Source organism: Pseudomonas sp. SDO55104_S430 (genome assembly GCF_054070595.1).
Genome location: NZ_JBSVXG010000026.1, coordinates 1 through 13447 on the forward strand (window position 1 = coordinate 1; position 13447 = coordinate 13447).

8 protein-coding genes are annotated in these 13447 nt (G+C 61.0%); 3 read left to right on the forward strand and 5 right to left on the reverse strand.

Annotated elements, in window-relative coordinates:
* Window positions 1–169: 169 nt before the first annotated feature.
* From ACW9JE_RS07590 to ACW9JE_RS07605, 4 genes are all read right to left on the reverse strand, one after another.
* A complete protein-coding gene (locus ACW9JE_RS07590; RefSeq protein ID WP_457432382.1) occupies window positions 170–1591 on the reverse strand; it encodes an efflux transporter outer membrane subunit in 1422 nt (473 codons plus the stop codon).
* Window positions 1591–4779: an efflux RND transporter permease subunit gene (locus ACW9JE_RS07595; RefSeq protein ID WP_457432383.1), complete on the reverse strand. Its 3189-nt coding sequence runs from the start codon at window positions 4777–4779 to the stop codon at window positions 1591–1593. Before ACW9JE_RS07595 ends, ACW9JE_RS07590 begins: the two co-directional genes overlap by 1 nt.
* 15 nt (window positions 4780–4794) lie before the next feature.
* Entirely contained in the window at window positions 4795–6048 is a 1254-nt protein-coding gene (gene mexE, locus ACW9JE_RS07600; protein WP_457432384.1) for a multidrug efflux RND transporter periplasmic adaptor subunit MexE, read from the reverse strand.
* A 466-nt stretch (window positions 6049–6514) separates the two neighbouring features.
* On the reverse strand, window positions 6515–7882 hold the full coding sequence (locus ACW9JE_RS07605) for an OprD family porin (protein ID WP_457432385.1): 1368 nt from the start codon (window positions 7880–7882) through the stop codon (window positions 6515–6517).
* 410 nt (window positions 7883–8292) lie between these two features.
* Here ACW9JE_RS07605 and ACW9JE_RS07610 point away from each other — a divergent pair, with 410 nt between their 5' ends.
* The 3 genes from ACW9JE_RS07610 to ACW9JE_RS07620 all read left to right on the forward strand — a co-directional run bounded on the left by ACW9JE_RS07610 (window position 8293) and on the right by ACW9JE_RS07620 (window position 12290).
* Complete coding sequence (locus ACW9JE_RS07610) at window positions 8293–9249, forward strand: AraC family transcriptional regulator (RefSeq protein WP_457432386.1); 957 nt, start codon at window positions 8293–8295, stop codon at window positions 9247–9249.
* A gap of 132 nt (window positions 9250–9381) precedes the next feature.
* Window positions 9382–10707, forward strand: coding sequence for an MFS transporter (locus ACW9JE_RS07615; protein WP_457432387.1), 1326 nt, complete (start codon window positions 9382–9384; stop codon window positions 10705–10707).
* A 134-nt stretch (window positions 10708–10841) separates the two neighbouring features.
* Window positions 10842–12290 (forward strand): amidase family protein, encoded by a 1449-nt coding sequence (locus tag ACW9JE_RS07620; protein WP_457432388.1) that lies wholly within the window; start codon window positions 10842–10844, stop codon window positions 12288–12290.
* A gap of 89 nt (window positions 12291–12379) precedes the next feature.
* Here ACW9JE_RS07620 and ACW9JE_RS07625 read toward each other — a convergent pair whose 3' ends face one another.
* Window positions 12380–13324 (reverse strand): LysR family transcriptional regulator, encoded by a 945-nt coding sequence (locus ACW9JE_RS07625; protein WP_457432389.1) that lies wholly within the window; start codon window positions 13322–13324, stop codon window positions 12380–12382.
* Between the last annotated feature and the right edge of the window lie 123 nt (window positions 13325–13447).

The window sequence follows — 13447 nt, forward strand, 5'->3', positions numbered from 1 at the left end:
GGCGTCGTGTCAGGCAACACAGTATCGGCAGATCTGGCGCCTTCGCGGGCAAGCCTCGCTCCTACAGGTTTTTGTGTTGACGATGCACAAAAAAGCCCCGCGACCATTCGGTTGCGGGGCAAGGAATTTGGTTGGTTGCGGCCAACCAAAGGAGCTCTGTGAAGGCCGGTTACTTGCTGGCGACGGTTTCCGGTTGCCAGCCGCCACCGAGGGCCTTGTAGATGGCGACGATGCCGCGGTACAGATCGATTTCCGCCAGGGCCTGGGTGTCTTCGGCCGCCAGGCGTTCGCGCTGGGCGTCGAGCAACACGAGGAAGTCCGACGAACCTTCGCGATAGCGAATCTCGGCCAGATCGGCCGCCGAACGGCTGGACTCACTCTGACGGATCAGCGAAATCAAACGCTGTTGGCGTTTGTTGTAATCGCTGAAGGCGTTTTCCGATTCCTCCAGTGCCAGCAATACCTGCTGCTCGTAGGTCGCCAGGGCGCCTTCGGCATCGGCGTCGGCGCCGCGGATGCGGGCTTTCACGCTGCCCAGGTCAAACGCCGCCCAGGTGATGCTCGGGCCCAGCGCCCAGGCGTTGGCCGCCGAGGAGCCGATCTGCGAGCCACGTCCGGCAGTCCAGCCGAGGAAGCCGCTGAGACTGACCCGAGGGAACAGATCCGCCTTGGCCACACCGATCCGCGCCGTGGCCGAGGCCAGTTGGCGTTCGGCGCTGAGAATGTCCGGACGACGTTGCAGCAGTTCACCCGGATCACCGATGGGCAAGGCCTTGGCAATCGCCGGCAGGTCTTTCGGGCTCAGGTCCACGGTCAACTTGTCCGGACGCTCACCCAGCAGGGTAGCGATACGGTTTTTCTGCCGTACCTGCTCAGCCTGCAACTGCGGCACGCTGGCTTCCACCGCAGCCAGGCGCGCATCGGCACGCTCCACGTCGAGCTGATCGCCAACGCCGGCATCACGCAGGCTGATGGTGATCTTGCGCGACTCCTGCTGGTTCTGCAGGTTCGCGAGAGCGATCTTTTCCCGCAGTTGCGCACCGCGCAGCTGACCATAGGAGTCCACCAACTCGGCAATCATCGTCACTTGCAGCTGATACAGATCAGCCTCGAGTGCCTGTTGCTCGGCGTCGGCCGATTCCAGGTTGCGCTGGATACGGCCAAACAAGTCGACTTCCCACGCCATGTCCAGGCCCAGGTCGTAGCGTTCGCTGTTGACCCGATTGGTGGTCTGCCCCGGAATCTGGCCCTTGCCCAGATCGCTGCTGGCCCGGCTGGTGACGGTCGGCATGGCGTCGTTGCTGATGTCATCGCGGATCGCCCGCGCCGCTTTCCAGCGGGCGAAGGCGACACGCAGGTCACGGTTGCCCTTGAGCGATTCGGTCACCAACTGGTTGAGGGTCGGGTCCTCGAACTGCTGCCACCAGACACTTTGGAAGCGCGAGCGGTCGAAGTTCTTCTGACCCGCGGAGCCGTCAGTCGCCGTGGTGATGTTGGCTGGCGCCGTATCAGGGGTCTTATAGTCCGGGCCGACGGCACAGGCGCTCAGCGCCAGCACCAGCAGGCTCGGCAGAAAGGCTTTCAGACTCATCAATGCGACTCCAGTGGCTTGTCCAGTTTCGGCTTCTTGGCCGCTTTGCGCGCTTCGCTGCGCTCGACAAAGTTACGAATCAGTACGTAGAACACCGGCGTCAGCAGCAGACCGAAGAAGGTCACCCCGAGCATCCCGGAGAACACCGCCACACCCATCGCGTGACGCATCTCGGCACCGGCACCGCTGGAGATCACCAGTGGCACCACACCCATGATGAACGCGAAGGAGGTCATCAGGATCGGCCGCAGACGCAGGCGGCAGGCTTCCAGTACCGCAGCCAGCGGATTGAGACCTTCCAGCTGTTTGTCCTTGGCGAACTCGACGATCAAAATCGCGTTCTTACAGGCCAGGCCCACCAGTACGATCAGGCCGATCTGGGTGAAGATGTTGTTGTCGCCACCGGACACGATCACCCCGGTAATGGCCGACAGCAGCGTCATCGGTACGATCAGGATCACCGCCAGTGGCAGGCTCCAGCTTTCGTACTGGGCAGCGAGCACCAGGAACGCCAGCAGTACGCAGAGCGGGAACACGAACAGCGCAGTGTTGCCGGACAGAATCTGCTGGTAGGTCAGGTCGGTCCACTCGTAGGTCATGCCGTTTGGAAGTTCTTCCTTGAGCAGTTTCTCGATGGCGGCCTCGGCCTGGCCGGAGCTGTAGCCTGGGGCTGCGGCACCGTTGATTTCAGCGGTGATGAAGCCGTTGTAGTGCATCACGCGGTCCGGCCCCGAGGTGTCGCTGACCTTGATGAAGGTTGCCAGCGGGATCATCTCGCCCTTGTTGTTGCGCACTTTGAGCTGACCGATCTGGTCGGACTCCAGGCGGAACTGTTGCTCGGCCTGAACGTTGACCTGATAGGTGCGACCGAAGCGATTGAAGTCGTTGGCATACAGCGAGCCCAGATAGATCTGCAGGGTGTCGAAGATGTCGCTGACGGCCACGCCGTGGGTCTTGGCTTTCTCGCGGTCGATGGCGGCATCGACTTGCGGCACGTTCACGGTGTAGCTGGTGAACAGGTTGGCCAGTTCCGGAACGTTATGGCTCTTGGCGATGACGTTCATGGTCTGCTTGTACAGCTCTTCGTAGCCCAGGTTACCGCGGTCTTCGATCTGCAGGCGGAAACCGCCGATGGTGCCCAGGCCTTGTACCGGTGGCGGCGGGAAGATCGCCATGTAGGCTTCCTGAATCCCGGCGTACTGGCCGTTCAAGGCACCGGCAATGGCGCCGGCGGACATGCTTGGGTCCTTGCGCTCATCGAACGGCTTCAAGGTCACGAACACGATGCCGGCGTTCGGGCTGTTGGTGAAACCGTTGATCGACAGGCCCGGGAAGGCTACCGCGCTTTCCACACCCGGCTGTTTGAGGGCCAGGTCGGACATGCGCTTGATTACGTCTTCGGTGCGATCCAGGCTCGCGGCGTCTGGCAGTTGCGCGAAGGCCACCAGGTATTGCTTGTCCTGGCCGGGTACGAAACCGGTCGGCGTGCTGGAGAAACCAAAGAAGGTCAGCACCATCAGGCCTGCGTACACTAGCAGGGCGATACCGCTGCTGCGGATGACCCGGCGCACGGTACCGACATAGCCATGGCTGGCTTTCTCGAAGAAGCGGTTGAAGGGACGGAACAGCCAGCCACCGAAGATCTTGTCGAGAATTCTCGAAAAACGGTCCTTCGGCGCATCGTGACCCTTGAGCAATACCGCCGCCAGCGCTGGCGACAGGGTCAGGGAGTTGAAGGCCGAGATAACGGTCGAGATGGCGATGGTCAAGGCGAACTGTTTGTAGAACTGACCGGTGAGGCCGGAGATGAACGCCGCCGGTACGAACACCGCACACAGCACCAGCGCCGTGGCAATGATCGGGCCGGTCACTTCACTCATGGCCTTCTTGGTCGCCTCGAAAGGTTCGAGCCCCAGTTCGATGTTCCGCTCGACGTTCTCCACCACCACGATGGCGTCGTCCACCACGATACCGATCGCCAGTACCAGGCCGAACAACGACAGCGCGTTGAGCGAGAAGCCGAACAGGTGCATCACCGCAAAGGTACCGATCAGCGATACCGGCACCGCCACCAACGGGATGATCGAGGCGCGCCAGGTCTGCAGGAACAGGATCACCACCAGCACCACGAGGATCAGCGCTTCGAACAGGGTATGAACCACCGCCTCGATGGAGCCGCGCACGAAGATCGTCGGGTCATAGACGATGCTGTAGTCCATGCCTTGCGGGAAGCCTTTCTTCAACTCTTCCATCTTCGCCCGAACCTCGTTGGAGATTTCGATGGCGTTCGAACCTGGACGCTGGAAGATCGGGATGGCCACCGCCGGCTGGTTGTTCAGCAGGGAGCGCAGGGCGTATTGGCTGGAACCCAGTTCGACTCGGGCGATGTCTTTCAGGCGGGTGATTTCACCGTTGTCGCCGGCACGGATGATGATGTTCTCGAACTCTTCCTCGGAGACCAGACGGCCCTGAGTGTTGATCGACAGCTGAAAGCTCTGGGCGCTCGGGGAGGGCGGCGCACCCAGTTGACCGGCGGCCACCTGGCGGTTCTGCTCGCGAATGGCGGTCACCACATCGGTAGCGGTCAGGTTGCGCGAAGCGGTCTTGTTCGGATCGAGCCACACACGCAGCGAGTAATCGCCCATACCGAACAACTGCACGTCACCGACACCACCCAGGCGAGCCAGCTCGTCCTTGATGTTGAGAATCGCGTAGTTGGACAGGTAGAGCATGTCGTAGCGTTGGTCCGGCGAGGTCAAGTGCACGACCATGGTCAGGTCGGGCGAGGCCTTGTCCACGGTGATACCGATGCGCGTCACTTCCTCGGGAAGCTTCGGTTCGGTCCGGGTCACGCGGTTCTGCACCTGCACCTGCGCATTGTCCAGGTCGGTGCCCAGGGCGAAGGTGATGGTCAGGGTGATCTTGCCGTCGGCGGTCGACTGCGAGGACATGTACAGCATGTTCTCGACGCCGGTGATGGCTTGCTCCAGGGGAGCGGCCACGGTTTCACCGATGACTTTCGGGTTGGCTCCCGGGAAGTTGGCGCGCACCACCACGGTCGGCGGCACCACTTCCGGGTATTCGCTGATCGGCAACTGGAACAGCGAGATGGCGCCGGCGATCAGAATCAGCAGCGAGAGCACCGCTGCGAAGATCGGCCGGGTAATGAAGAATTTGGAGAAATTCATCGGAGTCGTTATCCCTTAACCGCGTGGAGTCACGGCAGCCACTTTCACAGCCGTACCCGGCGCGGCCTTGGCAGGCGCGACTTGGGGCAGGTTGCTGGCTTCCAGTGCTTGTCGTTGTTGTGCAAGAGCGGCGAGGGTCTGCTCGCTGGCCATCGGGATCACTTCAGGAGTCACCGGCGAGCCAGGACGCACCCGCTGCAGGCCCTTGACGATGATGGTGTCGCCCGCGTTCAGGCCGCTGCGCACGATGCGCAGGCCTTCGATCTTCGGACCCAGTTCGACGGCGCGGTAGGCGGTCTTGTTGTCGGCGTCCATCACGATCACGAATTTCTTGCCCAGGTCGGTACCGACCGCTTCATCGTTGATCAGCATGGCGTTGTAGGTGCCGCTGCCCACCAGTTTCAGGCGTGCATACAAGCCCGGGGTGTAGCTGCCGTCGCTGTTGTCGAACACCGCGCGACCGCGGATGGTGCCGGTTTTCGGGTTGACCTGGTTGTCGACGAAGTTCATCTGGCCCAGGTGCGGGTTGCCGTCTTCGTTGGACAGGCCCATGTACACCGGGGTGGTGGCGCCGCGTTTGCCTTGGCGAGCGAGCTGGGTGTACTTGAGGAACACACGCTCGTCGGCGTCGAAGTAGGCGTAGACCTTGTCGGTGGAAACCACGCTGGTCAGCGCGGTGGTATCGGCGGTCACCAGGTTGCCGGCGGTGATTTCCGCACGGCTGACGCGACCACTGATCGGCGCGGTCACGCGGGTGAAACTCAGATTCAGTTTCGCCAGATCCAGCTGGGCCTGAAGGGCGCCAACGGCGGCACGGGCTTCCTGGGCGGCGCTGGTGCGCGAATCGGCAAGCTCAGCGGAGATCGCGTTGCTGGTGCGCAGACGCTCACCGCGCTGGGCTTCGTTTTCACTGCGGGTGGCGTTGGCGCGGGACTGGGCCACCAGGGCCTCGAGACGGCGAACTTCAGCCTGGAACGGACGCGGGTCGATCTGGAACAACAGGTCGCCTTTCTTGACCAGCGCGCCTTCGGTGAAGGCCACTTCATCGATCTGGCCAGACACCCGTGGACGGATCTCTACGGTTTCCGGAGCTTCAAGGCGACCGGTGAACTCGTCCCACTCGTTGACCGGCTGCTCCAGCACCTTGGCCACGCTGACCTTGGCGGCGGGCGGAGTTGCGGCCGATTGCGGCGCTTTGCCACAAGCGCTCATCACCACCACGGCCAACACGGCCAACGGGAAGCGCAAATGTTTGAATGACTGTTCCATGGATGCATCCGCCAATGTATTGAGATGGGCGAATGATGCTAGGCGGGCGGATATCGCACGAATCGAACGCGGCGAAGGTAACTATCATTCGGAATGATAGGAAGGCGGGGGCAGCTCTCTAGCCTGCGCCTTTTCACGGGGGGCGATCAATGGGTTTGCAGCAATTCAGTCTTTCCCAAACAACACAAATCCCATGTAGGAGCGAATTCATTCGCGATGGAAGTCCAGGCGCCGCGGACATCCAAACAGCCCGCGTCATCGTTGACGACCATTGTAGGAGCCGAGCTTGCTCGCGATGGAAGTCCAGGCACCGCGGGCATTCAGACAGCCAGCGTCAACATTAACGACCCTTGTAGGAGCCGAGCTTGATCGCGATGGAGGTCCAGACACCGCGGGCATTCAGACAGCCAGCGTCATCGTTAGCGACCATCGCGAGCAAGCTCGGCTCCTACACGGGGCGGTGGTGTCAGAAGAGGTCGCGGGTGTAGGTCAGGTATACCCGGTTCTCATCGATGTCCCGCTGATTGGGCACGGTGCTGCGCAACGTGGCATTGCGCAGCGACACGCTCAAGCCTTTGAGCATGGGCTGTTGGAACGCATAGTTGAAGTGAATATCGCGCTCCCACTCATGCTGGTCGCCGGAATCGGTTTTCACATGATCACCCCGCTGGTACGTCACCTGGGTGGTCAGCCCCGGAATGCCGACCGCCGTGAAGTTGAAGCCGTATTGCGCCACCCAGGTGTCTTCGCCGGCCCGCTGGAAGCGGGCGCCGGTCTGGCGGTCGGTGATCAGATAGGTCGCTGAGCCATCACCCTGATTGACGAAGGGGAAATCACTGGAGCCGCTCAGGGCCTGATAACCCAGGCCGATCGAGTGCGGCCCCACGGTGTAAGTGAACATGCCCGCCAGGGCGCGGTTATCGACTTTGCCGTCATTGTGATAGCCGCTGCTGCGATAACCTTCCTGCCGGCCGGCCTGGCTAGCATTGCGACCGTCCGGGCCGCTGTCGAAAAAACGCAGGTCGCTCTTCAGATTGCCTACCGGCAAAGCGAGGTTATGCACCATGCCGAGGAAATGTTGCTGATAGAAGTTCTCCAGACCACCGTAGTAGTACTGGAGCAACAAGTTCGGATTGAGTTTGTAATCGATACCGGCGAAATAGAACTTGTTGCTGCGCTTGCCCGCGGCGCCACCGGCACCGGATATCGCCAGATTTTCATTATTGGAGGACGTACGGCTTTTGACCTTTTCAACTTTACCGGCGGTGAGGGTGATGTTGTCGAAGTCCTGGGACGTGACTTGCATGCCTTCGAAAGTTTCCGGCAGCAAGCGACCGTCGTTCAGCGTCAGAATCGGCATTCTCGGCCGCAGCGTGCCGAGCCGGGCTTCGGTCTTGGCATAACGCACCTTGGCGGTCAGGCCCAGGCTGCTGAAATCACTGACCGCCCGACCATCACTGTCGGTCGGGAAGACCAGGCCCGCCTGGTTGGTGCTGTTGGGGTTGTAGTGCGTGCCTTTGCCCGAATCCAGGCGGATGCCGAGCATGCCCAGTGCATCCAGTCCAAATCCCACCGGCCCCTGGGTAAAACCGGAGGTGTAATTGAGGATGAAACCCTGCCCCCATTCTTCCTGTTTCGAGGGCGCGGCCGAGCCGCTGCGGTAATCCTGATTGAAGTAGTAGTTGCGTAACTCGAGGGTGGCTTTGGAGTCTTCGACAAATCCGGCGGCGAAGGCGCTCAAGGGCAGGGCACAGGACAAGGCTGCAAAGCCGATCAGACTCAAAGGGGGCCGATGCCCCGCACTTGCAGCGAAGCGCGTCGTTGTAATGTTCATGTTCTTCTCGCCGTATTTATTTTTATTGGGACGTCGGGTGCAATCACAGGCAAAGCACTGCCGTCTGCGCTGAAAAGGCAGAAGGCTTTTATGTAGAGGGATGTCGCCGCAGCGAACTTCAATAAATGCCGATAGCAACTAAGCAATGAGTGGTGTGAGGGGCATCTCCAGATCTTTCAGTTGTTCGTGAAATCGAAATTAAGCCCGGTAGCTGGAGGGCAGTATCCAGTTTCTGCAGATCCTTATCCTCTTTCTACAAACCCGCCCCGGGTGCGCGCCGCACGCCCGTAGAACCCTGTATAAGGCAGGACGTTCGCAGCCGTTGGGCGGTTTGTGCCGGGCTGATGCTTGACGCCATCGGGCCACGGGTGGAACTTCGTGAGCAATGGCGACCATCAGGGTTCTGAGTGATGCAGCAGTTACTTTCAAGTCAACAAAGTGCGGTGTTCAATCTGGCCGACCCTTATGCGGTCTCCGACTACGTGAACGAACACCTGGGCAGTCATGACATTCAACTTTCCCGGTCCCGGGCGTATGTATCCAGTCTGTTGCACCGCAAGTTCGCCAACCTGGATCTGTGCCGTATCAGTTACGGCTCGGATGTACGTATCACATCCCCCGCGCTGGAAACCTTCTATCACTTGCAGATCCTCCTGAACGGACATTGCCTGTGGCGCAACCACAAACAGGAGCACTATCTGGGTGCGGGAGAGATGCTGATCATCAATCCCGATGATCGCGTCGACCTGACCGGTTCGGCCGATTGCGAAAAATTCATCCTGAAAATCCCGGCCTCGGTCATGGAGTCGATCTGTCGTGACCAGCGCTGGCAGACGCCGGGCGAGGGCCTGCGCTTTGTCGAGTCCTGCTACCGGATGGATGAGCTGGAAGGGTTTTTCGATCTGTTGCGCATGGTTTGCAGCGAGGCCGAAACGGCCGAGCCGATGCCGCGGATTCAGGAAAACTACATGCAGATCGTCGCCACCAAGCTGCTGATGTTGCTGCGCACGAACCTGACTCGCCCGGAACTCAATACCTCCCTGGCGACCTTCGAGCAGATCGCCGACTACATCAGGCAGAACCTCAAGGAAGATCTGTGCAGTGACGAACTGGCGCGTCGGGCGCACATGAGCCCGCGCTCGCTGTATGGGTTGTTCGAGCGCACCGTGGGGCTTACGCCCAACCGCTACATCCGCCAGAAAAAGCTGGAACGGGTACACGCCTGCCTCAGCGACCCTACCTGCGGCTACCGCAACGTCACCGAACTGGCGATGGATTACGGCTTCCTGCACCTGGGGCGTTTCTCCGAAATCTACCGCCGACAATTCGGCGAACTGCCCACCGAGACCCTCAAACGTCGCCAGTAACCACCACAACGCGATGATCCGAAATGGACGATCTGTAAAAAACGGATAAAGCCCTGCGAACTGCGGATATAGCCCATCCGCACCCGGACCTACCCTTGAGTTGCCTGAAAACAACAACAAGAGTTGAGTGCCATGCGAAAAATCGACATTAACGAGGTCATCGACCAGGCGCGCTTCAACGCCTTTCACTGGCAAGTGCTGTTCTGGTGCGCGCTGATCATCATCTTCGACGGCTACGACCTGGTGATCTACGGCGTGGTCCTGCCGGCTCTGATGAAAGACTGGGGCCTGACCCCGCTGCAAGCCGGTGCGCTGGGCAGTTACGCGCTGTTCGGGGCGATGCTGGGCGCGATCATCTTCGGCTCGCTGTCCGACCGGGTAGGGCGCAAGTGGATCATCGCCATTTGTGTGATCCTGTTCAGCGGCTTCACGCTGCTCAACGGCCTGGCGCGCGATACCACCGAGTTCGGTCTGTGCCGGTTCCTGGCCGGGCTGGGCATCGGCGGCGTCATGCCCAATGTGGTGGCGTTGATGAGTGAATACGCGCCGAAGAAAATACGTGGAACCCTGGTGGCGATCATGTTCAGCGGCTACTCCGTGGGCGGCATTCTGTCTTCGGGACTGGGCATCGTGCTGCTGCCGAACTTTGGCTGGCAGTCGGTGTTTTACGTGGCGGGGATTCCGTTGCTCCTGCTGCCGCTGATCCTGCGTTACCTGCCCGAATCGGTCGGCTTCATGATCCGCCAGGGCCACGAAGCGCAAGCCCGCGAGGTCCTGCACCGAATCGAACCCGCCTTCGTGTCCCGTCCGGACGATCAGTTCATCGTGCCTGCCCTCAAGACACCCGGCGCGCCGGTGGTGCAGTTGTTCCGTGAAGGTCGGGCGATGGGCACCGTGATGCTGTGCCTGGTGTTCTTCTGTTGCCTGCTGATGATCTATGCGCTGAACTCCTGGCTGCCGAAACTGATGATCAGCGCCGGTTACGGCCTGGGTTCTAGCCTGAGTTTCCTGCTGCTGATGAACGTCGGCGCCATTTTCGGTGCCGTGGGCGGCGGTTGGCTGGGAGATCGCCTGGGGCTGCGCAGGGTGCTGGTGGTGTTTTTCCTGCTGGCGGCAGCGTCGATCAGCCTGCTCGGTTTCAACAGTCCGCCCACCATTCTCTACGGGCTTATTTTCATCGCGGGCGCCACCACCATCGGCACGCAGATTCTTGCCTACTCCTGTGTGGCGCAATTTTTCCCGATGGGCATCCGCTCGACCGGCCTGGGCTGGATATCCGGGATCGGCAGAAGCGGCGCCATCAGCGGTCCGATCCTCGGCGGTGTGCTGGTGAGCATCCAGTTGCCGCTGCATCTGAACTTCATCGTCTTCGCCATCCCCGGCTGCGTGGCCGCATTGGCCATGTGCTTCGTGCGCCAACGAAAGGCCAGCCTCAAGGCGCAGCCCCAGCCCGTTTGACGCCGTCAACACCTTGCGTTGATGCCTTTGCTCCATCACTGACCATCGCTGACTGGCATTAGGCAATGCCGGGAGGCGTGTTGCCGGGGGAAGCCGTCAACGTTCGCAAAACAACCTCAATGGAGTGTCAGTTGATGACCAACCCGATGAACGACCAGGACGTAACCGCCGCCAGCGACTTGCCCGACCAGATCTGGCGCTGGGACGCCGTCGATGTGGCGGCGCATATTCGCCGTGGCACGATCTCCAGCCACGAAGCACTGCAAAGCTGTTTTGCGCGCACCGATGCACTCAATCCTCGCTTGAACGCCATTGTCCATGCCGACCGGGAACGGGCGTTGCTGGCGGCCAACAAGGCAGACAGTCAGGTTTATCGCGGGGAAATCACCGGGCCGATGCATGGCGTGCCGGTCACGATCAAGTTGAATGTCGATGTCCAGGGCGAAGCTACCACCAATGGCGTGCCGGCCTTCGCCGAGCGTATCGCTCCGGGCGACAGCACCGTCGTCAGCAATTTGCTCAAAGCCGGCGCGATCAACGTCGGTCGCACCAACACACCGCCATTTTCCTTCCGTTGGTTCACCGAAAATCCCCTGCACGGACGTACGCTCAACCCCTGGGATGAAACGGTGACCTCCGGCGGATCGAGCGGCGGCGCAGGTGTCTCGGTTGCCGCCGGCATGTGCTCGCTGGCCCACGGCACCGATATTGCCGGCTCCATCCGTTATCCCGCCTACGTCAACGGTCTGGCCGGTTTGCGAACCACGCCTGGACGAATCCCGGCTTTCCATCCCACTACGGGCCTGCGTTTCCTTGGACTGCAGACCATGTCTGCGCAGGGACCGCTGGCACGCCGGATGCGCGATCTGCGTCTCGGGCTGATTGCCATGTCCGGTGCCGATCGTCGCGACCCTTTGTGGGTGCCGGCGCAAATGGACTACCCGGACGACTCGGCGCCAGTGCGCGTAGCCCTGGTCGATGAAATTCCCGGCAGTTCGCTGGGCCCCGAAATCAAGGCTGCCCTGAACGCTGCAGCGCAGATCCTGGAAGCGGCCGGATACATGGTCGAGCGTGCAACGCCTCCGGGCATGGCCGAGGGCGTGGAGATCTGGCAATCGATCGTCATGACCGAAGCGCGTATGGGCATGATCGCCGGCGTAAAGGCCATGGGCGACGACGTGATTCTGCGCTCCGTCGAAAACATGCTGGCAGGCGCCCCGGCAATTGACCTCGAAGGATACGCACTGGCGATCGCCCGGCGCGATCAACTGCGCCGCCAGTGGAACGAGTTCATGAGCCGCTATCCGCTGATCCTGCTTCCCACCTCCTGCCGGCTGCCCATGCGCTGGGACGCGGATCTGGGCTCGACGGATGACATGAAAAGCGTGCTGGCGGACCAGAGTCCGCTGATTTCGGTGGCGGCGCTGTGCCTGCCGGGACTGAATGTGCCGACCGGCGTTGTCGATGGGCTGCCGATCGGTGTGCAGTTGGTGGCCGACAGTTATCGCGAGCAACGGTTGTTGGCGGCGGGCAGCGTGATCGAACGGGCAGTCGACATGCCCAATCTGCATGACCGGTTCTGATCGCGGCGCCAGATTCATGAGTTGAGCTCTGCCGCCGTTGTTGGCGGATTTGCGAGACCCGGTTGCGCAATTTCCGGGGCTCGCCCTTTTTATCCCTGCGGGTCTGTTTTGTGTCCGCCATGCTGGCAGACGTCATTGGCCAGGCTGTCCAGGTTGGCGAAACGCTCCACCAGAAAGTCGATCAGGCTGCGCACCCTGGCCGACAGATGCAACTGCTGCGGATACACCGCATAGATGTCCGCCCGATTGCTGTGCTCTTGCAACAGAACGCGAAGGCGGCCGCTGCGGACATAGCGAGCCAGATCCCACTCGGAACGCTGCAGGATGCCATAGCCGTCCAGTGCCCACCTCATGGCAATTTCACCGTCGTTGCAGCTCAGCGCGCCATGCACCTTGATGTTCTGCGCCCGCTCGCCACTGTCGAAGTTCCACACACCGTAAGTCGCTTCGTTCTGGCGCAGGAAAATGCAGCTGTGGTTCGCAAGATCCGCGAGGCTGGCAGGGGTGCCATGTTTTTCCAGGTACAGCGGGGACGCGCACAGCAGACGGCGATTGGAAGCGATCTTGCGCGCATGGAACGCCGCATCGGGCAGGGCGCCAATGCGGATGGCCAGGTCGAAACCATGGGTCGCGAGGTCCAGAGGATGATCACTGATTTCAAGCTGGACCTTGACCTCCGGATAACGGGTATGAAAAGCCGCCAGGGCCGGGCCGATGTAGCGTCGGCCAAAGCCCAGGGTGGCGTTGATCCGGATCAGGCCCTTGGGCGCGGCCCGGCAGCTGCTGAGCATCTGCTCCACCTCATCGATTTGGGTGAGGATGCGCTCGGCGTGGGTCAGGTAGATCTCGCCTTCATCGGTAAGGCTCATCGAGCGGGTGGTGCGATTGACCAGACGGGTACCCAGCCGCGCTTCCAGTGCGCTCAGGCGTTTGCTCACCGCCGGGGGCGTAACCCCCAACTCGCGGGCGGTCGCCGCCAGGCTGCCTTTTTCGGCCAGCAGGTAAAAGAAAGATAGATCGAGGGTCTGACTCATTGGTAACTCAGCGGTTAAGTATGTAGTGAGTTGAAGTAACTCTCAGGATGTTGCCAGCTATATATAATTTGGCCGGACATCCTGGTGAATGGACCAATCAAAAGATACCGCTAAAAACAATTT